Origin of the sequence: Streptomyces sp. NPDC048111, assembly GCF_043202815.1 — a bacterium.
Classification (GTDB): domain Bacteria; phylum Actinomycetota; class Actinomycetes; order Streptomycetales; family Streptomycetaceae; genus Streptomyces.
The window spans coordinates 175483-200181 of sequence record NZ_JBIDBD010000008.1; the positions used below are offsets into that span (position 1 = coordinate 175483).

Annotated in this window: 25 protein-coding genes; 21 read left to right on the plus strand and 4 right to left on the minus strand. The window is 70.3% G+C overall.

Annotated elements, in window-relative coordinates; genetic code table 11:
- The first annotated feature begins 64 nt into the window (after nt 1-64).
- The 3 genes from ACGF3I_RS16785 (at nt 65) to ACGF3I_RS16795 (ending at nt 4521) form a co-directional block, all read left to right on the plus strand.
- A complete protein-coding gene (locus ACGF3I_RS16785) occupies nt 65-766 on the plus strand; it encodes an HAD family hydrolase (protein WP_393132579.1) in 702 nt (233 codons plus the stop codon).
- A 488-nt stretch (nt 767-1254) separates the two neighbouring features.
- Nucleotides 1255-2856: an ABC transporter substrate-binding protein gene (locus ACGF3I_RS16790; RefSeq protein ID WP_393132581.1), complete on the plus strand. Its 1602-nt coding sequence runs from the start codon at nt 1255-1257 to the stop codon at nt 2854-2856.
- Nucleotides 2857-2928: 72 nt separating this feature from the next.
- A complete protein-coding gene (locus ACGF3I_RS16795; protein WP_393132583.1) occupies nt 2929-4521 on the plus strand; it encodes an ABC transporter substrate-binding protein in 1593 nt (530 codons plus the stop codon).
- A 51-nt stretch (nt 4522-4572) separates the two neighbouring features.
- Here the strand turns inward: ACGF3I_RS16795 and ACGF3I_RS16800 are convergent, their stop codons facing one another.
- Together ACGF3I_RS16800 and ACGF3I_RS16805 are read right to left on the minus strand one after the other, a co-directional pair.
- On the minus strand, nt 4573-5244 hold the full coding sequence (locus ACGF3I_RS16800; protein WP_393132585.1) for a response regulator: 672 nt from the start codon (nt 5242-5244) through the stop codon (nt 4573-4575).
- A gap of 129 nt (nt 5245-5373) precedes the next feature.
- A complete protein-coding gene (locus ACGF3I_RS16805) occupies nt 5374-6231 on the minus strand; it encodes a RecB family exonuclease (RefSeq protein ID WP_393132587.1) in 858 nt (285 codons plus the stop codon).
- Between the two features lie 173 nt (nt 6232-6404).
- On the opposite strand from ACGF3I_RS16805, the gene ACGF3I_RS16810 reads away from it, so the two are divergent.
- The 3 genes from ACGF3I_RS16810 to ACGF3I_RS16820 all read left to right on the plus strand — a co-directional run bounded on the left by ACGF3I_RS16810 (nt 6405) and on the right by ACGF3I_RS16820 (nt 9416).
- Nucleotides 6405-7694 (plus strand): site-2 protease family protein, encoded by a 1290-nt coding sequence (locus ACGF3I_RS16810; RefSeq protein WP_393132589.1) that lies wholly within the window; start codon nt 6405-6407, stop codon nt 7692-7694.
- A 68-nt stretch (nt 7695-7762) separates the two neighbouring features.
- Entirely contained in the window at nt 7763-8650 is an 888-nt protein-coding gene (locus tag ACGF3I_RS16815; protein ID WP_393132591.1) for a tRNA (adenine-N1)-methyltransferase, read from the plus strand.
- A gap of 187 nt (nt 8651-8837) precedes the next feature.
- Complete coding sequence (locus tag ACGF3I_RS16820) at nt 8838-9416, plus strand: hypothetical protein (protein WP_393132593.1); 579 nt, start codon at nt 8838-8840, stop codon at nt 9414-9416.
- 84 nt (nt 9417-9500) lie between these two features.
- Here the strand turns inward: ACGF3I_RS16820 and ACGF3I_RS16825 are convergent, their stop codons facing one another.
- A complete protein-coding gene (locus ACGF3I_RS16825) occupies nt 9501-9779 on the minus strand; it encodes a ferredoxin (protein WP_393132595.1) in 279 nt (92 codons plus the stop codon).
- Nucleotides 9780-10018: 239 nt separating this feature from the next.
- Here ACGF3I_RS16825 and arc point away from each other — a divergent pair, with 239 nt between their 5' ends.
- The 6 genes from arc to prcA all read left to right on the plus strand — a co-directional run bounded on the left by arc (nt 10019) and on the right by prcA (nt 16104).
- The gene (gene arc, locus ACGF3I_RS16830; protein WP_393132597.1) at nt 10019-11785 is read left to right on the plus strand and encodes a proteasome ATPase; all 1767 of its coding nucleotides are present in this window, start codon (nt 10019-10021) and stop codon (nt 11783-11785) included.
- A gap of 234 nt (nt 11786-12019) precedes the next feature.
- Nucleotides 12020-13531, plus strand: coding sequence for a depupylase/deamidase Dop (gene dop, locus ACGF3I_RS16835; RefSeq protein WP_393132599.1), 1512 nt, complete (start codon nt 12020-12022; stop codon nt 13529-13531).
- 132 nt (nt 13532-13663) lie between these two features.
- The gene (locus ACGF3I_RS16840) at nt 13664-13882 is read left to right on the plus strand and encodes a ubiquitin-like protein Pup (RefSeq protein WP_127911314.1); all 219 of its coding nucleotides are present in this window, start codon (nt 13664-13666) and stop codon (nt 13880-13882) included.
- 5 nt (nt 13883-13887) lie between these two features.
- Nucleotides 13888-14493: an endonuclease VII domain-containing protein gene (locus tag ACGF3I_RS16845; RefSeq protein ID WP_393132601.1), complete on the plus strand. Its 606-nt coding sequence runs from the start codon at nt 13888-13890 to the stop codon at nt 14491-14493.
- Complete coding sequence (gene prcB, locus ACGF3I_RS16850; protein ID WP_393132603.1) at nt 14445-15290, plus strand: proteasome subunit beta; 846 nt, start codon at nt 14445-14447, stop codon at nt 15288-15290. The genes ACGF3I_RS16845 and prcB overlap by 49 nt, the downstream gene beginning before the upstream one ends.
- A 55-nt stretch (nt 15291-15345) precedes the next feature.
- Complete coding sequence (prcA, locus tag ACGF3I_RS16855; protein WP_393132605.1) at nt 15346-16104, plus strand: proteasome subunit alpha; 759 nt, start codon at nt 15346-15348, stop codon at nt 16102-16104.
- A 35-nt stretch (nt 16105-16139) separates the two neighbouring features.
- On the opposite strand, the gene ACGF3I_RS16860 is transcribed toward prcA, so the two are convergent.
- The gene (locus ACGF3I_RS16860) at nt 16140-17222 is read right to left on the minus strand and encodes a LacI family DNA-binding transcriptional regulator (RefSeq protein ID WP_393132607.1); all 1083 of its coding nucleotides are present in this window, start codon (nt 17220-17222) and stop codon (nt 16140-16142) included.
- 103 nt (nt 17223-17325) lie between these two features.
- Here ACGF3I_RS16860 and ACGF3I_RS16865 point away from each other — a divergent pair, with 103 nt between their 5' ends.
- The 9 genes from ACGF3I_RS16865 to tatA all read left to right on the plus strand — a co-directional run bounded on the left by ACGF3I_RS16865 (nt 17326) and on the right by tatA (nt 24669).
- Nucleotides 17326-18585, plus strand: a complete 1260-nt coding sequence (locus ACGF3I_RS16865; protein ID WP_393132609.1) for an MFS transporter — start codon at nt 17326-17328, stop codon at nt 18583-18585.
- A 9-nt stretch (nt 18586-18594) separates the two neighbouring features.
- Complete coding sequence (pafA, locus tag ACGF3I_RS16870) at nt 18595-19956, plus strand: Pup--protein ligase (RefSeq protein WP_188271644.1); 1362 nt, start codon at nt 18595-18597, stop codon at nt 19954-19956.
- A gap of 222 nt (nt 19957-20178) precedes the next feature.
- Nucleotides 20179-21192, plus strand: coding sequence for an FKBP-type peptidyl-prolyl cis-trans isomerase (locus ACGF3I_RS16875; RefSeq protein WP_393132611.1), 1014 nt, complete (start codon nt 20179-20181; stop codon nt 21190-21192).
- Nucleotides 21193-21232: 40 nt separating this feature from the next.
- Complete coding sequence (locus tag ACGF3I_RS16880) at nt 21233-21604, plus strand: FKBP-type peptidyl-prolyl cis-trans isomerase (protein ID WP_393132613.1); 372 nt, start codon at nt 21233-21235, stop codon at nt 21602-21604.
- Nucleotides 21605-21751: 147 nt separating this feature from the next.
- Complete coding sequence (locus ACGF3I_RS16885) at nt 21752-22702, plus strand: helix-turn-helix transcriptional regulator (protein ID WP_393132615.1); 951 nt, start codon at nt 21752-21754, stop codon at nt 22700-22702.
- Nucleotides 22703-22718: 16 nt separating this feature from the next.
- The gene (locus tag ACGF3I_RS16890; RefSeq protein WP_393132617.1) at nt 22719-23693 is read left to right on the plus strand and encodes a helix-turn-helix transcriptional regulator; all 975 of its coding nucleotides are present in this window, start codon (nt 22719-22721) and stop codon (nt 23691-23693) included.
- Between the two features lie 15 nt (nt 23694-23708).
- Nucleotides 23709-23963, plus strand: coding sequence for a hypothetical protein (locus ACGF3I_RS16895; protein WP_393132619.1), 255 nt, complete (start codon nt 23709-23711; stop codon nt 23961-23963).
- Between the two features lie 11 nt (nt 23964-23974).
- Entirely contained in the window at nt 23975-24172 is a 198-nt protein-coding gene (locus ACGF3I_RS16900) for a hypothetical protein (protein WP_393132621.1), read from the plus strand.
- A gap of 212 nt (nt 24173-24384) precedes the next feature.
- Nucleotides 24385-24669 (plus strand): Sec-independent protein translocase subunit TatA, encoded by a 285-nt coding sequence (gene tatA / locus ACGF3I_RS16905; protein WP_393132623.1) that lies wholly within the window; start codon nt 24385-24387, stop codon nt 24667-24669.
- Nucleotides 24670-24699 lie beyond the last annotated feature (30 nt).

Genomic DNA, 24699 nt, shown 5'->3' on the forward strand with positions numbered 1-24699 from the left:
GGCCGGTCGCTTCTCCCCACTGGGGAAGGCGGCCGGCCTTCTCGTCCCTCCAGGAGGTGTGCCGATGACCAGTACGGTCCCCGCAGCCATGACACGAACGGCGGAAGGCTCCGCCCTCCAGGCCGTCCTGCTCGACATGGACGGCACCCTCGTCGACACCGAGGGCTTCTGGTGGGACGCCGAGCGGGAGGCCTTCGCGGCCCTCGGGCACGTCCTGGACGAGTCGTGGCGCGACATCGTGGTGGGCGGACCCATGACGCGCAGCGCGGGCTTCCTCATCGAGGCCACCGGCGCCGACATCACCCTCCCCGAGCTGACCGTGCTGCTCAACGACCACTTCGAGGCGCGGATCTCCCGCGGGGTGCCGCTGATGCCGGGCGCGGCCCGGCTGCTCGGCGAACTCGCCGCCCACGGCATCCCGACCGCCCTGGTCTCGGCCTCCCACCGGCGCATCATCGACAAAGTCCTGCACTCGCTCGGCCCGTCCCACTTCGCCCTGACCGTGGCCGGCGACGAGGTGGCCCGCACCAAGCCGCACCCCGACCCGTATCTGATCGCGGCCCGCGGCCTCGGCGCCGACCCGGCCAGATGCGCCGTCGTGGAGGACACCGCCACCGGGGTCGCCGCCGCCGAGGCGGCGGGCTGCCGGGTGGTCGCGGTGCCTTCGGTCGCCGCCATCGAGCCGGCCGACGGCCGCGTCGTGGTCGGCTCCCTCGAAGAGGTCGATCTCGCTTTTCTGCGCACGCTGATCACGCGTCTGAACTGACCTGTTCACCCAGCGTGCGTCGTTGAATACGGAAGAACTCATCGCAGCCGCACGTGCCTTTTCCGTGACCTCTCCCGCGCCGAATTCACGCCCTGTCAAAGGGTGTCCCGTCGTGACGTTCATCACCTGCCGGACCCTCGACAGGCGCCCTCCCGGGCCGCTCCGGGCCCCGTGGGGGCACCTTTGTGTCCCGTTTGGTGAGCCGGTGTACGAAACATTCCGGCGCCTCGATATCGGTGCGCCGCCGGGGGGCGGACGGATTGATTCCCCGTACACCAGAGCCAGTTCCAGCTTTTCGCACGGCGCGCACTAATCTCGTCCGAGAACTTCGCCGCACCCTCATCTGCCCCGTCGCACACCCAGCGGACAGGAGCGCAGGTCCGATCGCACAAACCCGGCCCGATCGCCCCGCCCCGAACGGGCGGACGCGGCGGAGTGTCCCGTACACAGCTGTACCCCAAAGTGCCGGACAAGGGAGATCGTCCAGGATGAACCGCAAGACTTTGGTGCTGCCGGCCGTAGTGGCCCTGCTCGCGCCCGTACTCGCCGCCTGCGGTGGTTCGGAGAGCGGGGGAGACGGCGGCAAGACCATCGTCGTGGGCACCACGGACCAGTTCGTGGCGACCAAGGACGCCCCGGCCCCCCTCGATCCGGCCCACGCGTACGAGACCGGCATCTGGAACGTCATGCGGCAGACCACGCAGTCGCTGGTCCACGTTCCGCGCGGCGGCGGCCTGCCCGTGCCCGACGCGGCCTCCGCCTGCAACTTCACCGACAAGGAGAACGAGAGCTACCGCTGCACCCTGCGCAGCGGCCTGGAGTTCTCCGACGGCACCAAGGTGACCGCCGACGACGTGAAGTACTCGATCCAGCGCGTGCTCGACATCAAGGACGACAACGGCCCCGCCGGTCTCCTGGACAACATCGACACGATGGAGACCAAGGGCGACGCCGAGATCGTCTTCCATCTGAAGACGCCGGACGCCACCTTCCCGTACAAGCTGGCCACGCCCGCCGCCGGCATCGTGCCGAAGGACAAGTACCAGGCGAAGAAGCTCCGCGACGGCTTCGACATGGACGGCTCCGGCCCCTACACGGTCAAGACCGACCGCAAGGGCGACCAGGTCGAGAAGTTCACCTTCACCAAGAACCCGAACTACCAGGGTGATGTGAAGCTCGCGAACGACAAGGTCGAACTGCGCTCCTTCCCGACCGCCGAGGCCATGGGCACCGCGCTCGCCAAGGGCGACATCGACATGATGGCGCGCGCCATGACGCCGGGCCAGATCCAGCAGATGCAGGTCAGCCCGAGCAAGGACATCAACCTGGTCGAGATGCCCGGCCTGGAGATCCGCTACCTGGCCTTCAACACCGACGACCCGTCGGTGAAGAACAAGGCCGTGCGCGAAGCGATGGCGCAGGCCATCGACCGCAACCAGCTCGTGAGCAAGGTCTACGGCCAGACCGCCGAGCCGCTGTACTCGCTGATCCCGACGTCGATCGCCGGCCACACCAACTCCTTCTTCAACAAGTACGGCGAGGCCAGCAAGGCCAAGGCGCAGTCCATCCTGAAGAGCGCCAACATCTCGACCCCGGTCAAGCTCACCCTCAACTACACCAAGGACCACTACGGTTCGATCACCGAGGAGGAGTTCAAGAACCTGTCGGCGCAGCTCAACGCGACCGGCCTGTTCAGCACCACGATCCAGGGCACCGAGTGGTCGAAGTTCCGCCCGGCGCAGAAGAAGGGCGACTACGCGGTCTACGGCCTCGGCTGGTTCCCCGACTTCCCGGACCCGGACAACTTCGTGGCGCCGTTCTTCGGCAAGGACAACTTCCTCAACACGCCCTACGTCAGCAACGACATCCGCAACACGCTGATCCCGCAGTCGCGGGTGGCGGCCGACCGCAACCAGGCCGCCAAGCCCTTCGAGCAGATCCAGGACATCGTCGCCGGCGACGTCCCGGTGATCCCGCTGTGGCAGGGCAAGCAGTACGTGGCGGCCCGCACCGACATCACCGGCACCGAATGGGCCATCAACTCCTCCTCCGACCTCCAGCTCTGGGAGCTCGGGCGGGGCAAGAAGTAACACCCGGCCCGGCCGCGCCCCACCGCGCGCCGGGCGGACCTTTCCGCGAGCAGGACTGTGAGGCACGTGCGCGTGAAGATACGGAACCGATGGCTGACGGCCCCGCTCGCGGCGGGGGTGGCGGCCGGTCTCGTCGGTGGCTGCGGGACGGAGCAAGGCGGCGGCGCCGCCTCCGGGGACAGCGGTTCGGTGGTGATGGGGATGTCCGACGACATCCTCGCCACCGACCCGGCCTCCGGCTACGACCCCGGTTCCTGGCTGCTGTTCAACAACGTCTTCCAGTCCCTGCTCAGCTTCCCCAAGGGCAGCTCGACCCCGCAGCCCGAGGCCGCCCAGGCCTGCTCCTTCGACCGGGGCGGCTCCACGGTCTACCGCTGCACCCTGCGCCCCGGCCTCACCTTCAGCAACGGCGACAAGCTGACCTCCGAGGACGTCAAGTACTCCTTCGAGCGCGTACTGAAGATCAACGACGACAACGGCCCGGCGCCGATGCTCGCCACCCTCGCCAAGGTCGACACCCCCAACGCCTCGACGGTGGTCTTCCACCTGAAGGTCCCGGACGCGACCTTCCCCAGCAAGATCGCCTCCGGTGCCGGCTCGATCGTCGACCACACGGAGTACCCGGCCGACCGGCTGCGCACCGACGGCAAGGCGGTCGGCTCCGGCGTCTACAAGCTGGACTCCTTCGGCGAGAAGCAGGCCGTCTTCTCGGTCAACTCCTCCTACCGCGGCACGGTCGAGGCCAAGAACTCCGGACTCACCCTGAAGCTGTTCCACGGCGACCAGAAGGCCCTGGCCGCGGCCCTGAACAAGGGCAGCGTCGACCTCGCCTACCGGGGCCTCACGGCCAAGGACACCGCCGACCTCCAGACCTCGCCGACCGCCGACAAGAAGGGCATCAACGTCGTCGAGGGCAGCAGCGCCGAGGTCCAGGACCTCGTCTTCAACATGAAGGACCCGGTCGCCGGCAAGCTCGGCGTGCGCAAGGCGATCGCCTACCTCGTGGACCGCGAGGCCCTGGTGCGCGACGTCTACTCCTCCACCGCCAGCCCGTTGTACTCGGTCATCCCGAGCGGCATCACCGCGCACAGCACCGCCTTCTTCGACCAGTACGGAGGCAGCCCGCAGCCCGCCAAGGCGAAGGCGGCGCTGCACTCGGCGGGCATCAACGGCAAGGTCAAGCTGACCCTGTGGTCCACGCCGAGCCGCTACGGACCGGCCACCGACGACGAGTTGAGGGCGATCGCCGGCCAGCTGAACGTGAGCGGCCTGTTCGACGCCGAGGTCAAGTCGGTCGAGATCAAGCAGTACGAGAAGGACATCGCGGCCGGCAAGTACGGCGTCTACGTGAAGGGCTGGGTGCCGGACTACCCGGACCCGGACAACTTCACCCTGCCGTTCTTCGGCAAGGGCAACGTGCTGTCCAACAACTACGCGAACAAGCAGATCACCGACGAGATCCTCCCCGCCACCGCGGGCACCGCGGACCGTGCCGCCACGGAAGGCCAGTTCGCGAAGCTCCAGGACATCGTCGCCGACGAGATCCCCCTCCTGCCGCTGTGGCAGGGCAAGCAGTACGCGGTGGCCCGCACCGGCATCACCGGCCTGGAGTGGACCCTGGACGCCTCGACGGTGTTCCGCTTCTGGGAGATCAAGAAGGGCTGACCACGGCGTCCGGGGGCCGGGCCCCCGGACACCTCCGGGTGTCGCCCCGCGCTACTGCGCGCCGGGCCGCACCAGCCCGCTCTCGTACGCGTAGACCGCCGCCTGCACCCGGTCCCGGAGCCCCAGCTTCGTCAGGACGTGCCCCACGTGCGTCTTGACCGTCGTCTCGCTGACGAACAGGTCCGCCGCGATCTCCGCGTTGGAGAGCCCGCGCGCCACCAGCTTCAGGACCTCGACCTCACGGTCGGTCAGCGTGTGCAGCGTGTCCGGCACCGCCTCCTCGCCGGACGGCAGATGGTCCGCGTACTTGTCGAGCAGGCGGCGCGTGATGGACGGCGCGAGCATCGCCTCGCCCGCCGCCACGACCCGGATCGCCTGCACCAGCTCATGGGCGGGCGCGTCCTTGAGGAGGAAGCCGCTGGCCCCCGCCTTGAGCGCCTCCACCACGTACTCGTCGAGGTCGAACGTCGTCAGCACCAGCACCTTCGCGGGGCCGTCCTTGCCGGGCCCGCTGATCTGGCGGGTGGCCTCCACCCCGTCCATCCGCGGCATCCGGATGTCCATGAGGACCACATCGGGCTGGAGCGCCCGCACCTGGTCGAGGGCCTGCAGACCGTCACCGGCCTCGCCGACCACCGCGATGTCCTGCTCGGCCTCCAGGATCATCCGGAAGCCGGTGCGCAGCAGCGGCTGGTCGTCGACCAGTAGGACGCGGATCGCCACGGGTACTCCTCATCAGGATTGCTGGACCCGGCCCATTCTGCCCTGCGCACCGAGGGCCGGTGCGGGCGGGCGCGGGCCGGGGCCGCCGCCCCGCCGTGCGGCACCCGGCAGCCGGGACGCCGCCGCTCCTCAGACTGCCGACTCCGGCACCGCGACGACGGACAGCGGGTACACCGGGGGAGTCCCGCCGAATTCCGGACAGACCGCCTGGTGGTCGCACCAGCCGCACAGCTTGGTGGGCCGGGGCCGCCAGTCGCCCGTCTCGGTGGCGAGCCGGATCGCCTCCCACAGCGCGAGCAGCTTCCGCTCCACCTGGAGGAGGTCCGCCTCCACCGGGTCGTACGTCAGCACATCGCCGCTGCCCAGGTACACCAGCTGAAGGCGGCGCGGCACGACCTGTTTCAGCCGCCACACCACCAGCGCGTAGAACTTCATCTGGAACAGCGCGCTCTCCGCGTACTCCGGCCGCGGCGCCTTGCCCGTCTTGTAGTCGACGATGCGGACCTCGCCGGTGGGCGCCACGTCCACCCGGTCGATGACTCCGCGCAGACGCAGCCCCGAATCCAGCTCGGTCTCGACGAAGAACTCCCGCTCCACCGGTTCGAGCCGCGTCGGATCCTCCAGCGAGAACCACCGCTCCACGAGCCGCTCGGCCTCACCCAGCCAGCGTGCCAGCCGCTCGCCCTCGGTGTCCTCGGCGAACAGCTCGGTCAGCTCGGGCTTCGCTTCGAGCAGCCGGTCCCACTGCCCGGGGATCATCGACTTGGCGCGCGGCGCGGTGCGCTCGGCGGCCGGATCGTCGAAGAGCCGCTCCAGCACGGCGTGCACCAGCGTGCCCCGGGTGGCGGCCTCGCTCGGCTTCTCGGGCAGGCGGTCGATCACCCGGAACCGGTACAGCAGGGGGCACTGCATGAAGTCGTTCGCCCGCGACGGCGACAGCGACGTGGGCTGCTGTGCGGCCGCGGCCCCACCGGTGCTCGTACTCATGACACAGACCCTACGACCCGCCACTGACAGCGAGCGGAATACCATCGACTACAGGCGCCCTCACCCTGCATGATCGAGACATCGCATGCAGCGAACACGCGGCGGACCCAGGAGTCCGGCCGGGGCTCCGGGGCAGGTTACCGGAGCAGGCACAGCACCGACGAAGGGAACCCGTGGAAGACAGCGGCGAGAGCGGCGAGCGCGGACGGCCGCAGTCCGGCGCGGAGGGCAAGGACCCCGGTGGACACGGCCCCGGGGACGGGAACCGGGACAGGGGCGGACGGGGCAACGGCAAGCAGGCCAGGCCCGGCCCCGGCGGCGGCATCCTGATGGGCCGTCCGTTCGGCGTGCCCGTCTACGTCGCCCCCAGCTGGTTCCTGGTCGCGGCCCTCATCACCTGGGTCTTCGGCGGCCAGCTCGACCGCGTCCTGCCCGAGCTCGGCGCCGCCCGCTACCTCGTCGCCCTCTTCTTCGCCGTCGCCTTCTACGCCTCCGTCCTCGTCCACGAACTCGCCCACACGGTGGCCGCGCTCCGCTTCAGGCTGCCGGTGCGCCGCATCCAGCTCCAGTTCTTCGGCGGGGTCTCCGAGATCGAGAAGGAGACCGAGACGCCGGGCCGCGAGTTCGTCCTCGCCTTCGTGGGACCGCTGCTCTCGCTCGTCCTGTCCGGCGTCTTCTACCTCGGCATGAAGGCCGTCGAGCCCGGCACCGTGCCCGGCGTCCTGCTGGCCGGCCTGATGATCTCCAACCTCATCGTGGCCGGATTCAACCTGCTGCCGGGCCTGCCCCTGGACGGCGGCCGGATGCTCCGGGCCGTCGTCTGGAAGATCACCGGCCGGCCCATGAGCGGCACCGTCGCCGCCGCCTGGGTCGGCCGCGCGCTCGCCGTCACCGTCCTCATCGGCCTCCCGCTGCTCACCCAGACCGGCGTCCTCGGCAACTCGCCCGACGAGGTCAGCGGCATGGACACGGTGACCGACGCCCTGCTCGCCGCCATCCTCGCCGCGATCATCTGGACCGGCGCCGGCAACAGCCTGCGCATGGCCCGGCTGCGCGAGCACCTCCCCGAGCTGTGCGCCCGCACCCTGACCCGGCGCGCGGTGCCCGTCGAGTCGACCACGCCGCTGTCCGAGGCGCTGCGCCGCGCCAACGAGGCGGGCGCCCGCGCGCTGGTCGTCGTGGACGGCCACGGCGATCCCACCGCCCTGGTCCGCGAGGCCGCCATCGTCGGCGTGCCCGAACACCGCCGCCCCTGGGTCGCGGTGAGCGGCCTCGCCCAGGACCTCACGGACGGCATGCGCGTGCCCGCCGAACTCGCCGGCGAGCCCCTGCTCGACCTGCTCAGGGCGACCCCCGCCACCGAGTACCTGGTGGTCGAGGAGACCGGGGAGATCTACGGCGTGCTCTCCGCGGCCGACGTGGAGAAGGCCTTCGTCGCGGCCATGGCCAGGCCCGGGTCGTAACGCCGGCCCCGGCCCGGGGCCCTCCCGCCGTGGCGTTCGGGACCTGGAACGGCCGGTACTCTGGTCGTATGTCCGAACCGACCGGTGCCGCCCGCCGTCGCGGGCCCTTCAAGGTCGGGGACCAGGTCCAGCTCACCGACCCCAAGGGACGCCACTACACCTTCACGCTCGAAGCCGGGAAGAATTTCCACACCCACAAGGGTTCCTTCCCGCACGACGAGCTGATCGGTGCTCCCGAGGGCAGTGTTGTCCGTACCACGGGAAACGTCGCCTACCTCGCGCTGCGCCCCCTGCTCCCCGACTTCGTCCTGTCCATGCCCCGCGGCGCCGCCGTGGTCTACCCCAAGGACGCGGGGCAGATCCTGGCCTTCGCCGACATCTTCGCCGGCGCCCGCGTCGTCGAGGCCGGGGTCGGCTCGGGCTCGCTGAGCGCCTTCCTGCTGCGCGCCATCGGCGACCACGGCATGCTGCACTCCTACGAGCGCCGCGAGGACTTCGCCGAGATCGCCACGCAGAACGTGGAGCGCTACTTCGGCGGACCGCACCCCGCCTGGCAGCTCACCGTCGGCGACCTCCAGGACAACCTGACGGACACCGACGTCGACCGCGTCATCCTGGACATGCTCGCCCCCTGGGAATGCCTGGACGCCGTGTCCAAGGCGCTCGTGCCCGGCGGCATCCTGTGCTGCTACGTGGCCACCACCACGCAGCTGTCGCGCACCGTCGAGTCCATCCGCGAGATCGGCTGCTTCGCCGAGCCGCAGCCCTGGGAATCGATGATCCGCAACTGGCACGTCGAGGGCCTGGCCGTCCGCCCCGACCACCGGATGATCGGCCACACCGGCTTCCTGGTGACCGCCCGCCGCCTCGCGGACGGCGTGGAGCCGCCCATGCGCCGCCGCCGCCCCGCCAAGGGCGCGTACGGCGACGACTACGAGGGCCCCAACAAGGACTGACCACGTCCTGAAGCTGGGCCTCGTACAACGAACCGGCGCCGCCGCCGAGTTCCCGGACCGACACGGGAACTCGGCGGCGGCGCCTTTACGTTGAGCCTGTCGCCCCAGTGTTCCGCCCGCCTGTGACGTGTGGCACGATGCTGGCCACCCCCACCTCCCGCACCGCCCCTCACAGGAGACCTCCCGCGTGCAGAATGCCGCCGTCCCTGAGCTCGCGCACACCCACGCCCGCCCCCTGCACTGGCTCGCCACCGCCACCGCGATGGCCGCCGTGGTCGCCCTCGCGGGCCTCCTGACGCCGGACGCGGCGAAGGCCTCGCAGGCCCCCGGTGAACAGGGCGCGCCCCTCACGACGGCAGCCGCCCCCGACGCGGCCGCGGCCGCCTTCCCCCTCGACTGCGGGCCGCTCGGCACGGTGGTGGCGCAGCGGGCATCGGGCGACCTCGACGGCGACGGCACCCCCGAGACCGTCGCGGTGGTGCACTGCGACGCGGGCGGCGGCACCCCGCCCAGCGGCGTCTACGTCCTGACGCCCGGAGCGGTCAAGGGCGCGCCCCCGCGCGTGGTGGCCACGCTGGTGGATCCGAAGGACCGGCAGAGCGCCACCGGCCTCGCGGTGCGCGACGGCGTGGTGGCGGCGACGGTGCTGGGCTACTCCTCCGACGACGTCCCGCGCTTCGCCCCCGATGTGCGCCAGGACGTCAAGTGGCGCTGGCGGGGCGGGAAGTTCATCCGCTCGACGGGCGCCGCCGCGATGGGCGCCTGAGAGCCGGCCGCCGTCGCGGCCGGCCGTCCGGGCCCGCCGGAGGCCCGGATGCCACCGTTCCGGCGACCGGCGGTCACTGCGCGCTCACTGCGCGTCGGGCCCGTACACCTCGACGCTGTCCGAAACCCGACGTACGTGAATGCAGTCGCCCGGGCACTCCTTGGCGGAGTCCACGACGTCCTGGAGCAGGGGCAGCGGCACCGGCGTGGAGGCGCCGGGGGACTGCAGCAACTCGTCGTCGGAGCTCTTCACATAGGCCAGCCCGTCGATGTCGAGCTCGAAGACCTCGGGGGCGTACTGGACGCAGATGCCGTCGCCGGTGCACAGGTCCTGGTCGATCCAGACTTCGAGAGCCTCGTTCATGTGCCTGCCGTTCCTGCGCGAGTGAATCAATCGGTGCCAGCCCTGACGGGTGTTGGCCCATCGACGATAACAACCGCCCGCTTTCCGATGTTGCTGGGTGGGTATCCCCCTGACGTGAGGGAGAGCGCAAGGGTGAAGATCGGACACACCCCAGAGTCTTTGTGATCTAGGGGTTTCAATCACCACCGGCCCAGGTAGGGTCAGGAAGCGTCCAGCTCCCCTTGGAGGAGGTGAGGACCGTGGCAGCCCACGACGACGACATCAACCGCGGCATCCGGCCCGGGCGGGGGTCTGAGGACCCAGCCGGCCAGGTTGCCTATCTAGAGCAGGAAATCGCCGTCCTGCGACGCAAGCTCGCCGACTCGCCGCGTCATACGAGGATTCTCGAAGAGCGGATCGTCGAGTTGCAGACCAGCCTGGCGGGCGTGTCCGCACAGAACGAGCGGCTCGCCAACACCCTGCGCGAGGCCCGCGACCAGATCGTGGCCCTCAAGGAGGAGGTCGACCGGCTCGCACAGCCGCCGGCCGGCTTCGGTGTCTTCCTGCAGTCCAACGAGGACGGCACCGTCGACATCTTCACCGGGGGCCGCAAGCTCCGGGTGAACGTCAGCCCCAGCGTCGAACCCGACGAACTGCGGCGCGGCCAGGAAGTCATGCTCAACGAGGCGCTCAACGTGGTCGAGGCCATGGAGTTCGAGCGCGCCGGGGACATCGTCACCCTCAAGGAGATCCTGGAGGACGGCGAGCGCGCCCTGGTGATCGGGCACACCGACGAGGAACGGGTGGTGAGGCTCGCCGAGCCGCTCCTGGACATCACCATCCGCCCCGGCGATGCGCTCCTGCTGGAACCCAGGTCCGGCTACGTCTACGAAGTGGTCCCCAAGAGCGAGGTCGAGGAACTCGTCCTCGAAGAGGTCCCCGACGTCGACTACGACAAGATCGGCGGTCTGGGCAACCAGATCGAGCTGATCCGCGACGCGGTCGAACTCCCCTACCTCTACCCGGACCTCTTCAAGGAGCACGAACTGCGGCCGCCCAAGGGCATCCTGCTCTACGGGCCGCCGGGATGCGGCAAGACGCTGATCGCGAAGGCGGTCGCCAACTCCCTTGCCAAGAAGGTCGCCGAGGTGACCGGACAGCCCGCGGGGAAGAGCTACTTCCTCAACATCAAGGGCCCCGAGCTCCTCAACAAGTACGTCGGTGAGACCGAGCGGCACATCCGCCTGGTCTTCCAGCGCGCACGGGAGAAGGCGAGCGAGGGCACCCCCGTCATCGTCTTCTTCGACGAGATGGAATCCCTCTTCCGCACCCGCGGATCCGGTGTCAGCTCGGACGTGGAGAACACCATCGTCCCGCAGCTGCTCGCCGAGATCGACGGTGTGGAGGGCCTGGAGAACGTCATCGTCATCGGCGCCTCCAACCGCGAGGACATGATCGACCCCGCCATCCTGCGGCCCGGCCGGCTCGACGTGAAGATCAAGATCGAGCGTCCGGACGCGGAGGCGGCGAAGGACATCTTCGCCAAGTACCTCAGGTCCTCGCTGCCGCTGCACGCCGACGACCTCGCCGAACACGGCGGGGACGCGGACGGCACCACCCACGCGATGATCCAGTCCGTGGTGGAGCAGATGTACGCGGAGTCCGAGGAGAACCGCTTCCTGGAAGTCACGTACGCCAACGGCGACAAGGAAGTCCTGTACTTCAAGGACTTCAACTCCGGCGCCATGATCCAGAACATCGTGGACCGGGCGAAGAAGATGGCCATCAAGGCATTCCTCGACCAGAACCAGAAGGGCCTTCGGATCTCCCACCTCCTCCAGGCATGCGTGGACGAGTTCAAGGAGAACGAGGACCTGCCGAACACCACCAACCCGGACGACTGGGCCAGGATTTCCGGAAAGAAGGGCGAGCGGATCGTATTCATCCGCACCCTGGTGACCGGAAAGCAGGGCGCGGACACCGGACGTTCCATCGACACGGTGGCCAACACCGGTCAGTACCTGTAAAAGGCAGGCCGGCTGCGGATGCCCGGGCGGGCATCCGCAGCCGACTGCTTTTCAGGCCATCAGCAGCCGACAGCAATTGACGGAATCGATCTCCCCACCAGGGCAATGGCGTTCTAGTCTCTTCCGTACCGCCGAGTCGCGCAGTGCGGGGACGGGCACCGCACACGCATCGGAGAACCAGCGGTACTTGAGCGCCGCTCCCGCGGGGGAGCGCCGCCGGGCAAGGAGGGCCGCATGACCGTACGGCGAGTAATGGGCATCGAGACGGAGTACGGCATCTCCGTCCCCGGCCACCCCAACGCCAATGCCATGCTCACCTCGTCCCAGATCGTCAACGCCTACGCGGCGGCGATGCACCGGGCGCGCCGCGCCCGCTGGGACTTCGAGGAGGAGAACCCGCTGCGGGACGCCCGCGGCTTCGACCTCGCCCGCGAGGCCGCCGACTCCAGCCAGCTCACCGACGAGGACATCGGCCTCGCCAACGTCATCCTCACCAACGGGGCGCGCCTCTACGTCGACCACGCCCACCCCGAGTACAGCTCGCCGGAGGTCACCAACCCGCTCGACGCCGTCCTGTGGGACAAGGCGGGCGAGCGCATCATGGCCGAGGCCGCCGAGCGCGCGGCCCAGCTGCCCGGCGCCCAGCCGATCCACCTGTACAAGAACAACACCGACAACAAGGGCGCCTCGTACGGCACGCACGAGAACTACCTGATGAAGCGGGAGACCGCGTTCTCGGACATCGTGCGCCACCTGACGCCGTTCTTCGTCTCGCGCCAGGTCATCACGGGCGCCGGCCGGGTCGGCATCGGTCAGGACGGCCGCGAACACGGCTTCCAGATCAGCCAGCGGGCCGACTACTTCGAGGTCGAGGTCGGCCTGGAGACGACCCTCAAGCGCCCGATCATCAACACCCGCGACGAGCCGCACGCCGACGCGGAGAAATACCGCCGCCTGCACGTCATCATCGGCGACGCCAACCTCTCGGAGATCTCCACCTACCTCAAGCTGGGGACGACCTCGCTGGTCCTCTCCATGATCGAGGAAGGCTTCATCAACGTCGACCTGGCCGTGGACCAGCCGGTGCGCACCCTGCACCAGGTCTCGCACGACCCCGCGCTGCACCACCTCGTCACGCTGCGCAGCGGCCGCAGCCTGACCGCGGTGCAGCTCCAGATGGAGTACTTCGAGCTGGCCCGCAAGTACGTCGAGGAGCGCTTCGGGGCGGACGCCGACGAGCAGACCAAGGACGTCCTGGCCCGCTGGGAGGACGTCCTGAACCGCCTGGAGAACGACCCGATGAGCCTGTCGGGGGAGCTCGACTGGATCGCCAAACGCGAACTGATGGAGGGCTACCGGCGCCGGGACGGCCTGGACTGGGACGCGGCGCGGCTGCACCTGGTGGACCTCCAGTACGCCGACGTACGGCCCGAGAAGGGCCTCTACAACCGCTTGGTGGCCCGCGGCAAGATGAAGCGCCTGCTGGACGACCAGGGCGTCCTGAGGGCCCAGACGGAGCCTCCGGAGGACACCAGGGCGTACTTCCGGGGCCGCTGCCTCGAGCAGTACGCGGACGACGTCGCGGCGGCCTCCTGGGACTCGGTCATCTTCGACCTGCCGGGCCGTGACTCGCTCCAGCGGGTGCCAACCCTGGAGCCCCTACGCGGAACGCGTAACCACGTGAAGGCGCTGCTCGACCGGTGCCGCACGGCCGAAGATCTGGTGCGGGTGCTCTCGGGGGGCTGAAAGCCCCGAGGTGTGGGAAACACAGAGGTAGGCCCACGCGTTCCACCGAGTGCGGGGCCGACGTCGGACCCGGCTTGTAGGGTCTGATCAAGGACTCTGATCAAGGACATCGAACCGAGCGGGGTGAGGTAGATGGCGACCAAGGACACCGGCGGCGGCCAGCAGAAGGCGACGCGCTCCACCGAGGAGACCGAGGAGCAGACGCAGGACGCGCAGGCCTCGGAGGACCTCAAGGAACGGCAGGAGAAGCTGTCGGACGACGTGGACTCGGTGCTGGACGAGATCGACGACGTACTTGAGGAAAACGCAGAGGACTTCGTGCGCTCATTTGTGCAAAAAGGTGGTCAATAGGCGTTATGTCCGATTCAGTCGATGTGAAGAAATGCACCGGCTGCAAGCGGACCCTTTCTCTCGACTCTTTCGCTGCCGACAGGAACAGGCGCGACGGCCTTCAGGTCAGGTGTCGGGAATGCGTGGCGGAGTACGGGGCTGCGCATTACCGACGCCGACGTGAGGCCGAAGGCAAGAGTGTGCGCGAGAAGGTGGACGTCCCGCCGGGCTGCAAAGAGTGCCGCTCCTGCGGCGAAGTGAAGCCTCACAGTGAGTGGCACCGCAATGTGACCGCTTCTGATGGCCTCTCCACGCGCTGCAAGGCGTGCAGGGCCATCGAGGGTCGTGCGGGGCACCTCAAGCGCCAGTACGGCATCACCGAAGACGACCGTGACCGGATGATCGCCGTGCAGAAGGGCCTCTGCGTCATCTGCCTCTCCGTCCCCGCCGTTCATGTGGATCACTGCCACAAGACGGGTAGGGTCCGAGGCGTACTCTGCTTCAACTGCAATTCGGCCATCGGCAAGTTGGGAGACGATCCCGACACCGTCCGTCGCGCTGCCGCCTACTTGGAAGGAAACTCGTGGAAGCCAACACTCGTGGCACCGGGCGTCTACCAGCTGCCTTCCTGACGCCCGGCTCCTCCTCATTCATGGACTTCCTGTCCGACCACTCGCCCGAGATGCTGCCCGGCAAGCGCGTCCTGCCGCCCGTGCAGGGGCACGTCGAGGCGCCGCACGGCACGACGATCGTGGCCGCGACGTTCCCCGGCGGGGTCGTCCTGGCCGGTGACCGGCGGGCCACGATGGGCAACATGATCGCCCAGCGCGACATCGAGAAGGTCTTCCCGGCCGACGAGTACTCGGCGGTCGGCATCGCCGGCACCGCCGGCCTCGCGGTGGAGATGGTCAAGCTCTTCCAGCTGGAGCTGGAGCACTTCGAGAAGGTCGAAGGCACCACGCTCTCCCTGGAGGGCAAGGCCAACCGGCTCTCCACGATGATCCGTGGCAACCTGGGCATGGCCATGCAGGGCCTGGCCGTGGTCCCGCTCTTCGCGGGCTACGACGTGGACCGCGACAAGGGCCGCATCTTCTCCTACGACGTCACCGGCGGCCGCTCCGAGGAGCACGGTTTCGCCGCCACCGGATCCGGCTCCATCTTCGCCCGGGGCTCCATGAAGAAGCTCTACCGCGACGACCTGACGGAGCAGGAGACGACCACGCTCGTCATCCAGGCGCTCTACGACGCCGCCGACGACGACTCGGCGACCGGCGGCCCCGACATGGCGCGCCGGATCTTCCCGATCGTCACCGTCATCACGGAGGACGGCTTCCGCAGGCTCACCGAGGCGGAGTCCTCCGAGCTCGCCCGCTCGGTCCTGGCGCGGCGGCTGGAGCAGCCCGACGGCCCCCGGGCCGCCCTCCTCTGAGGCCCGCGCAGCCCCTGAGATGACCCAGCCACTGACAGAAAGGGACGGTTAGCCGGTGTCGACCCCGTTCTATGTCTCACCCCAGCAGGCCATGGCCGACCGTGCGGAGTACGCCCGCAAGGGCATCGCCCGCGGCCGCAGCCTGGTCGTGATCCAGTACGCCGACGGCATCGTCTTCGTCGGCGAGAACCCGTCCCGCGCGCTGCACAAGTTCAGCGAGATCTACGACCGGATCGGTTTCGCGGCGGCCGGCAAGTACAACGAGTACGAGAATCTCCGCATCGGCGGCGTCCGCTACGCCGATCTGCGCGGATACACCTACGACCGCGACGATGTGACGGCCCGTGGGCTCGCCAACGTCTACGCCCAGACGCTCGGCACCATCTTCTCCAGCGTCGGCGAGAAGCCGTACGAGGTGGAGCTGGTCGTCGCCGAGGTCGGCAGCACCCCCGAAGAGGACCAGATCTACCGGCTGCCGCACGACGGCTCGATCGTGGACGAGCACGGCTCGGTCGCGGTCGGCGGCAACTCCGAGCAGATCAGCACCTTCCTGGACCAGCGCCACCAGGACGGCATGTCGCTCGCGGAGGCGCTGATGCTGGCGGTGCAGGCCCTGTCCAACCAGACCAACGGCGCCGACCGGGAGATCCCCGCCGAGCGCCTTGAGGTCGCGGTCCTCGACCGGACGCGGCCCCAGAAGCGGAAGTTCAAGCGCATCGTGGGCCGCCAGCTCTCCCGGCTGCTCCAGGCCGACGTGGCCAAGACCGAGCCCACCGAGGCCCCTTCGGACCTGGAGGAGACGGAGGACGAGTAGTCCCGCCCCGCTTCCGCCGCGCCCCGGTTCCGCCCTCAGGCGGGCCGGGGCGCGGCCGTTGAGCCCCGCACGGCGAGCGCCACCGGCAGGTCCCCCCGCTCCACGGGGCGCCCCTCAAGGACGGCCAGCAGGGCCGCCATGCCGCGGGCGCCCACCTGCTCGGCGGGCAGCGCGAGCGTGGTCAGCTCGGGTTCGAGGGCGGTCGCGAGCGTCAGCCCGTCGAAGCCGGTGACCGAGACGTCGTCCGGTACGCGCAGCCCGAGCCGGTGCGCGGCCTTGCAGGCGCCCGCGGCCAGGAAGTCGTCGTCGCAGACCAGGGCGGTCGGCCGGGCGCCGGCGTCCAGCGCGCGCTCCGCGCCCTGCCGGCCGCCGTCCACGCTGAGCGGGGCGCGGACCGTGGTCAGCTCGGCGTCCGCCACCTCGTCGAGCGCCGCGGCCAGCGCGCGGGCGCGCACGACGAACGTCCAGGAGTCCACGTCGGCGGCGATGTGGGTGAAGCGGCGGTGGCCGAGGGCGAGCAGATGCTCCGTCAGACGCCGTACGCCGCCGGCGATGTCGAGGTTCACGTGGGCCGCGGGCCCCGGCTCGGCCGGATCGCTGTCCAGCATCACCAGGGGCAGGTCGGTGCCGCGGATGGTGGCCAGCGCGTCCGCCGCCATCGAGGAGGCGATGACGCCGTCGAGCGCGGTGCGCGCGGAGTCGAAGGGGTCGCGGGCCGGGCCGATGCCCTCGGGGGAGGGGTAGAGCACCACGCCGAAGCCGTGCTCGGCGGCGACCTTCGCCGCGCCCGCGTAGACCTGCGCGAAGAACTCGCTGGTCATGGCAGGCACCACCAGGAGCGCCGTACGGGTGCGGCCGAGCCGCAGGCTGCGGGCCGCGAGGTTGGGGCGGTAGCCGAGTTCCCGCGCGGCCTCGCGCACCAGGCCCGCGGTCCGCTCGGAGACCCTGCCCCGCCATTTGTCGCCGAGCACCAGGGACACGGTGGCCTGGGACACTCCGGCGGCGCCCGCCACGTCCCGGCTGGTGGGCGGCCGGGCCCCGGCGAGCGCGGCCCGGGCGGCCCGGACCCCCGCGCGGGCCGGGACCGGTGCGGGTTCCGGGGCGTCCGGGCTGGTCACGGGTCCTCCAGGGCGGTGGGCGGGCGGGCGCGGGGTGGACCCGCGGACTTGCCACATGGTACGTATGACCTCGGACGTTATACGTAACACTTGAGGAGTGGCCATGGCGGCCGGATACGCGGAGATCCTTCGGACCCGGCACGCCGGGCGGCTGCTCGCGGGCACGCTCACCGGGCGGCTGCCCAACGCCACCGCCGCCATCGCGGTCGTCTTCTTCGTCCGCGCCGAGGGCGGCAGCTACTCGCTCGCCGGCGCCCTGACCGCCGTGTACGGCGTGGCCACGGCCGTCGGCCAGCCGCTGCTCGGGCGGGCGGTGGACCTGTACGGCCAGCCGCGCGTGATGCTGCCCGCGGCCCTGCTGTCCGCGCTGGGCATGAGCGTGCTGGCCGTCGTGGGCATCGAGCCGGTGGCGGTGGCCCACGCGGCGGTCCTGGTGGCGGGGCTCGCCACCCCGCCCCTGGAGGGCGGGCTGCGGGCGCTGTGGCCCGGCGTCCTGGAGCGCGAGGACCAGGTGCACACCGCGTACGCCATGGACGCGATAGCCCAGGAGGTCATGTTCACGGTCGGCCCGCTGCTCGTCACTGTCCTCATCGCCCTGTGGTCGCCCGCCGCCGCCCTGGTACTGATCAACGCGCTCGGGGTGCTCGGCGCGCTCAGCGTGGTGCTGTCCCGGCCGTCCAGGGCCTGGCGTTCGGCGCCCCGCGAGGCGCACTGGCTGGGCGCGCTGCGCTCACCCGGGCTGCTCGCGCTGCTCGGCTCGTTCTTCTTCGTCGGTCTCGCGCTCGGCGCCATCATCGTGGCCGCGTCCGCCTACGCCGACGACCACGGCAGCGGCACCGTCTACGGCTGGCTCATGGCGGCCAACGGGCTGGGCGCCCTGGTGGGCGGTCTCGTCTACGGGGCCCGTCGGTGGAGCGGCGCACCGGAGAAGCGGCTGCGCGTCCTGGTCGGGCTCCTCGCCGTCGGCTATCTGCCACTGACGCTGGTGCCGGGTGTGCCCGCGATGGCCGCGCTCACCGTCGTCTCCGGGCTCTTCCTCGCGCCGTCCATCGCCTGCGCGTTCATCGTCGTGGACCGCCACGCCCCGCGCGGCACCGTCACCGAGGCGTTCTCCTGGCTGGTGACGGCCTTCGGCGTGGGCACCGCGCTGGGCACGGCCGCGGCCGGACCCGCGGTCGAACTCGGCGGAACGGGCGCCGGTTTCGCGGTCGCCGGCGGTGGTGGAATCGCGGCGCTGGCCGTGCTGCTCCTGACGCAAAGGGTGCTTGCGGCTCCCGGCCCGCGGCGCGCCGCGGCGGCAGTTGAGGAAAATGATCAAAACCGTGCCGTCGAACCCGGTTTCAGCTCAGGCCATCAGGCGTAATGTTCACTCATGGACCGCCGCATTTTCGGGCTGGAGAACGAGTACGGCGTCACGTGCACGTTCAGGGGACAGCGCCGACTGTCTCCTGACGAAGTGGCGCGCTACCTCTTCCGCCGTGTTGTGTCATGGGGCCGCAGCAGCAACGTCTTTCTGCGGAACGGCGCCCGCCTCTACCTCGACGTGGGATCGCATCCGGAATACGCAACTCCCGAATGCGACAACGTGACCGAACTGGTCACCCACGACAAAGCCGGCGAGCGCATTCTCGAAGGCCTGCTCGTCGACGCCGAACGCCGCCTGCACGAGGAGGGAATCGCGGGCGACGTCTATCTCTTCAAGAACAACACCGACTCGGCGGGAAACTCCTACGGCTGCCACGAGAACTATCTGGTCGCCCGGCACGGAGAGTTCTCCCGGCTCGCGGACATCCTCATCCCGTTCCTCGTCACCCGCCAGCTGATCTGCGGCGCGGGAAAGGTGCTGCAGACCCCGCGCGGCGCGGTGTACTGCGTCAGCCAGCGCGCCGAGCACATCTGGGAGGGCGTCAGCTCCGCCACCACCCGCTCGCGTCCCATCATCAACACCAGGGACGAGCCGCACGCCGACGCCGAGCGCTACCGGCGCCTGCACGTCATCGTCGGCGACTCGAACATGTCCGAGACGACCATGCTCCTCAAGGTCGGCGCCACCGACCTCGTGCTGCGCATGATCGAGGCCGGCACCGTCATGCGCGACCTCACCCTGGAGAACCCGATCCGGGCCATCCGCGAGGTCTCCCACGACATCACGGGCCAGCGCAAGGTGCGCCTGGCCAGCGGCCGCGAGGCCTCCGCCCTCGAAGTGCAGCGCGAGTACTACGAGAAGGCCGTCGACTTCGTGGAGCGCCGGGGCATCCGCACCGGCACCGTCGACCAGGTCCTCGAACTGTGGGGCCGCACCCTCGACGCCATCGAGGCCGAGGACCTCGACCGGATCGGCACCGAGATCGACTGGGTCATGAAGTACCAGCTCATCGAGCGGTACCGGGCCAAGAACAACATGACCATGTCGCACCCCCGGGTCGCGCAGATAGACCTCGCCTACCACGACATCCACCGCCGGCGGGGCCTGTACTACCTCCTGGAGCGCAAGGGCCAGGCGGCCAGGATCTGCAACGACCTGAAGATCTTCGAGGGCAAGTCGGTGCCCCCGCAGACCACCAGGGCCCGGCTGCGCGGCGACTTCATCCGCCGCGCCCAGGAGCAGCGCAGGGACTTCACGGTCGACTGGGTGCATCTGAAGCTCAACGACCAGGCGCAGCGCACCGTGTTGTGCAAGGACCCGTTCCGTTCGGTGGACGACCGGGTGGAGAAGTTGATCGCCGGTATGTGAGGCGGCGTCAGCCGTGCTGAGCGGGGGGGGGGGGGGGGGGGGGGGGGGGGGGGGGGGCGCCGGGCGGCCCGCGGGGGGGGGGGGGGGGGGGGGGGGGGGGGGGGGGGGGGGGGGGGGGCCGGCCCCGCCCCCCCCCCCCCCGGGCATGCCGGACCCTTGTGGTGCAGGAGTGGGGCCGTAGAGTGGCGGCTCCGACCGTTCCAGCTACCCCCGAGGACCACTGTGCGACGCCGACTTGCTGCCGCGCTCATCGTGCCGGCCTTGATGCTCACCGCGGCCTGCGGAGGAGGTGACGACGACGCAGCGAAGAAGAAGGACCCGTCCGCTTCTCCCTCCGGCTCGGCGTCGCAGGCCCCGGCCCCCAAGCCGGTGTCCGACGCTTCGCCGATGCCCACCGTCGCGGGTGACGCGGGCAAGAAGCCCACGATCACCATTCCCAAGGGCGACCCGAGCGGCAAGTTCGTCGTCAAGACGCTGACCGCCGGCACCGGCGCCGAGGTCAAGAAGGACGACCTCGCGGTGACCAAGTTCACCGGGAAGATCTGGAAGAGCGGCAAGGAGCTCGCCGGCTCCTACGACCAGGGCGGCGCGCCCCAGGTCATCCCGGCCGGCTCGCAGACGTACATCCCGGCGTTCAGCGAGGCGGTGCTCGGCCAGAAGGTCGGCGCCCGTGTCCTGGTCGTCGCCCCGCCGGCCGCCGCGTTCGGCGCGGCGGGCAAGCAGGAGCTCGGCGTCTCCGGCTCCGACAACCTCGTCTTCGTCCTCGACGTCGACAGCGTGATGCCGAAGAAGGTGGACGGCACCCAGGCGTCGATCCCCTCCGACCTGCCGCAGATCAAGGCGGACAAGGAGGAGGCCGCCACGATCACGGTCCCGAAGAACGACCCGCCCAAGAAGCTGGTCGACCAGGTCCTCATCGAGGGCAAGGGCCCCGAGGTCAAGAGCGGCCAGACCGTCTACATGCAGTACAGCGGCGCCACCTGGAAGCCCAACGAGGGCGCGGCGCAGGCGAAGCTCTTCGACACCTCGTGGAAGACGGGCGCCCCGTTCGCCACGGCCATCGGCCAGGGCCAGGTCATCGAGGGCTGGGACAAGGGGCTCGTCGGCAAGAAGGTCGGCAGCCGCGTGCTGCTCGTCATCCCGCCGGAGCAGGGCTACAAGGACAAGGCCCAGGGCGCGGACATCCCGGCGAACTCCACCCTGGTCTTCGTCGTGGACATCCTCGGCGCAGTGTAAGACTGTCCCGGTTGCCCATAGCGATAAGTAGGAGCATGACGTGAGCATCGACAAGCCCGAGATCGACTTCCCCGAGGGTCAGCCGCCGACGGACCTGGAGATCAAGGAGATCTGGGAGGGCGACGGCGCCGTCGCCAAGGCCGGGGACAAGGTCAAGGTCCACTACGTGGGCGTGGCCTTCTCCACCGGCGAGGAGTTCGACGCCTCCTGGAACCGCGGCGCCCCGCTGCAGTTCCAGCTCGGCGTCGGCCAGGTCATCGCCGGCTGGGACCAGGGCATCCAGGGCATGAAGGTCGGCGGCCGTCGCCGTCTGACCATCCCCGCCCACCTCGCCTACGGCGACCGCGGCGCCGGCAGTGCCATCGCCCCCGGCGAGACGCTGATCTTCGTCTGCGACCTGGTCTCCGTCTGAGACGCACCGCGACCGGTCCCGAGCGATCGGACCTGATCGGACCGAGGGTCCATGCCTGCGGGCATGGGCCCTCGGCTTTTGCCCCGGCAGCGCGGAGCGGTACGGTCAACGGTCGTAGCGCACAACGAGAGAGGGCGTAGGGCATCGATGGCGATTGCCAAGGCGGAGCGGCTGATGAATCTGGCGCTGTGTCTGCTCGGGACACGGCGCGCACTCAGCAAGCGGGAGCTGCGCGAGTCCATCGAGGCCTACCTGGAGGCCGGTTCCGACGACTCCTTCAACCGGATGTTCGAACGGGACAAGGAGGACCTGCGCGAGCTCGGCCTGGTCATCGAGACCGTCGAGAACCTGGACGGTGAGACCGGCTATCTCGCCCGCCGGGACAGCAACCGGCTGCCCCCCGTCCAGCTGGACGCCGAGGAGGCCGCAGCGCTCGGCCTCGCCGCCCGTGTCTGGCAGCAGGCCCGGCTCGCGGGAGCGGCCAGCGGCGCGCTCCAGAAGCTGCGCGCCGCCGGTATGCCGGAAGCCGACAATCCGTATGAGCACAGCGCGATCGAACCGCGCATCCCGGTCCATGAGACGGCCTTCGAGCCGCTGATGCTGGCCTGCCGCGACCGGCGCCCGGTCGTCTTCGACTACCGCAAGGTCACCGCCGTACGCCCCGAGACCCGCCAGGTCGAGCCCTGGGGCCTGGAATGCTGGCGGGGCCACTGGTACCTGGCCGGCTGGGACCGCGAGCGCGGCGCCGAGCGGGTGTTCCGGCTCAGCCGCATCAGCGGCAAGGTCCGCTCCCGCGCCGGCGCCTTCACCGCGCCGGTGCCCGACGTGGTGACCGTCCGTGAGACCGTCGAGACCTGGGCGGGGGAGACCGCCACCCGCTCGGCCCGGATCCGGCTGCGCTCCGGCGCCGGCTACCCGCTGCGTTCGCGGGCCACCTCCACCCGGGAACTCGCCGACGGCTGGGACGAGTTGGAGATTCCGTACGGGCACGGGCTCGACGCCCACCTGGTGGAGTTCGGGCCCGACGTGGTCGTGCTGGAACCGGCCGATCTGCGGGCCGATGTGATCGAGCGGCTGCGCGCCGTGGCCAAGGCCTGAGGGGGACCGTACGACCATGGCTGCCAACGCCATCGACCAGACGCGGCGGATGCTGTCGCTGGTGACCTATCTGCGCGAGCGCCCCGGCGCCCATGTCGCGGACGTCGCCCGCGCCTTCGGCATCACCGAGGACGAACTGATCTCCGACCTGGACGTGCTGCCCATGTGCGGCACGAGCTTCCGCGGCGGCGACCTCCTGGACATCGACACCGACGGCGACCGCATCTGGTGGCACAACCCGGACGACGTCGCGGCGCCGCTGCGGCTCGCCGCCGACGAGGCGACCGCGCTGCTGGTGGCGGCCCGGGCCGTCTCCACCCTGCCGGGCCTGCGCGAAGGCGACCGGCAGGCACTGCTGCGCGCCACCGCCAAGCTGGAGGCCGCGGCCGGCGAGGCGGCGGGCGCCAGCTCCCGGCTGTCGGTCACCTTCGAATCCGAGGGCGGAGTGTTCGCCGAGGTCGACCGGGCCATCTCCGAGCGCCGCCGGCTCTGGGTCAGGTACTACTCGCCGGCCCGCGACGAGCTGACCGAGCGCGAGGTCGACCCGATCCGGCTCTTCGCCGTCGGCCACACCTACATGGAGGCGTGGTGCCGCCTCTCCGAGGCCCGGCGCACCTTCCGGCTCGACCGCGTCGCCGAGATCCGCCTCCTCGACGAGGCGTCGGCGCCGCCCGAGCTGGAGCTGCGCGACCTGTCCGAGGGGCTCGTCCAGCCCTCGGCCGAGGACCCCGAGGTCGTCGTCGAGGTGGGCCCCGGCGGGCGCTGGGTCGCCGAGTACTACCCGCACGACAGCGCCGAGGAGCTGCCCGACGGCGGTCTGCGGATCACCCTGCGCACCCCCGACCCGGCCTCGCTGCGCCGCCTCGCGCTGCGGCTCGGGCAGGACGGCCGGATCGTCGCGCCCGACGACCTCGCCGAGAGCGCCCGGCGCGTGGCGCGCGAGGCGCTGGCCGGCTATGAGGAACCGCCCGTGCCCGACCACCAGCGCTGAGGAGAATTGCGGAACATGTCGGTACTGCCCGGTATTTCCCGTCCGGTCGTCCCGGTCCTCTTCAAGGCGGCCTGCCCGCAGTGCCGTGCCCGCTTCGAGCTCGGGGCGCCCGCGCTGCGGCTCGCCATCGGCGCCAGCCGCCGCACCACCTTCTACTCGTTCACCTGTCCCGAGTGCGGTTCGGCCGTCCGCAAGCCCGCCGGAGAGCGCATCATCGAGCTCCTCACCGGCGGCGGCGTCAGCACCCTCCGCCTCCACTCCACCGTCTAGGGTCCGCATCCATGTTCTGGCCGATGACCGCCATCGCCCTCGGTTTCCTCGGGATCGCCGTGCTCGGCGTCCTCGCCGTCAAGGTCTTCGTCGAGGCGCAGCGGCTCGGCCGTCAAGTGGCCGAGACCACACGGCGGATCAACCGGGCCGCCGACGACCTGGAACGCGCGGCCGTGGACCTCGCGGGTGCCGGGGAAACGCATCGATGACCGGTGCGCTCTGATGTCGCCCGATTCGGGGCGGTACGCTGCACAAAGCGGCCCTGGTAGCGAGGCCCGGTCCGCAAACGGGAGTACGCACGGGGATTGCCCGGCGTTCACCCCTGCGCGTTACGATCGCTGCACGTAAGACGGTCGGACACCAGTCCGGCCGGCAACCGGCAGCCCCCACCCCTGCAGCCTCGGTGAGAAGGTAAACGCTTATGTTCGGAAGGCTCGGCGCCCCCGAGATCATTCTCATCCTCATCGTCGTCGTCCTCCTGTTCGGCGCGAAGAAGCTCCCGGACATGGCGCGGTCGCTCGGCAAGTCGGCCCGCATCCTCAAGAGCGAGGCCAAGGCCATGAAGTCCGAGGGCCAGCAGCCCGCCCCGGCCGACCCGCCGGTCCCGGGCGAGCAGCCCCCGGCCCAGCGCACGATCCAGTCGGCGCCCGGCGATGTGAGCAGCGCCCGTCCGGTGAACGAGCCGACGGACACCACGCAGCGCTGACACCGGGCCGACAGCAGGCGCTGCTCACCT

Bases quoted from the DNA above. Each gene is read 5' to 3' on its own strand.
- ACGF3I_RS16785 (WP_393132579.1), top strand. From the start codon at position 65: ATGACCAGTACGGTCCCCGCAGCCATGACACGAACGGCGGAAGGCTCC.
- ACGF3I_RS16790 (WP_393132581.1), top strand. From the start codon at position 1,255: ATGAACCGCAAGACTTTGGTGCTGCCGGCCGTAGTGGCCCTGCTCGCG.
- ACGF3I_RS16805 (WP_393132587.1), bottom strand. From the start codon at position 6,231: ATGAGTACGAGCACCGGTGGGGCCGCGGCCGCACAGCAGCCCACGTCG.
- ACGF3I_RS16815 (WP_393132591.1), top strand. From the start codon at position 7,763: ATGTCCGAACCGACCGGTGCCGCCCGCCGTCGCGGGCCCTTCAAGGTC.
- ACGF3I_RS16825 (WP_393132595.1), bottom strand. From the start codon at position 9,779: ATGAACGAGGCTCTCGAAGTCTGGATCGACCAGGACCTGTGCACCGGC.
- dop (WP_393132599.1), top strand. From the start codon at position 12,020: ATGACCGTACGGCGAGTAATGGGCATCGAGACGGAGTACGGCATCTCC.
- ACGF3I_RS16840 (WP_127911314.1), top strand. From the start codon at position 13,664: ATGGCGACCAAGGACACCGGCGGCGGCCAGCAGAAGGCGACGCGCTCC.
- ACGF3I_RS16845 (WP_393132601.1), top strand. From the start codon at position 13,888: ATGTCCGATTCAGTCGATGTGAAGAAATGCACCGGCTGCAAGCGGACC.
- ACGF3I_RS16865 (WP_393132609.1), top strand. From the start codon at position 17,326: ATGGCGGCCGGATACGCGGAGATCCTTCGGACCCGGCACGCCGGGCGG.
- pafA (WP_188271644.1), top strand. From the start codon at position 18,595: ATGGACCGCCGCATTTTCGGGCTGGAGAACGAGTACGGCGTCACGTGC.
- ACGF3I_RS16885 (WP_393132615.1), top strand. From the start codon at position 21,752: ATGGCGATTGCCAAGGCGGAGCGGCTGATGAATCTGGCGCTGTGTCTG.
- ACGF3I_RS16890 (WP_393132617.1), top strand. From the start codon at position 22,719: ATGGCTGCCAACGCCATCGACCAGACGCGGCGGATGCTGTCGCTGGTG.
- ACGF3I_RS16895 (WP_393132619.1), top strand. From the start codon at position 23,709: ATGTCGGTACTGCCCGGTATTTCCCGTCCGGTCGTCCCGGTCCTCTTC.
- ACGF3I_RS16900 (WP_393132621.1), top strand. From the start codon at position 23,975: ATGTTCTGGCCGATGACCGCCATCGCCCTCGGTTTCCTCGGGATCGCC.
- tatA (WP_393132623.1), top strand. From the start codon at position 24,385: ATGTTCGGAAGGCTCGGCGCCCCCGAGATCATTCTCATCCTCATCGTC.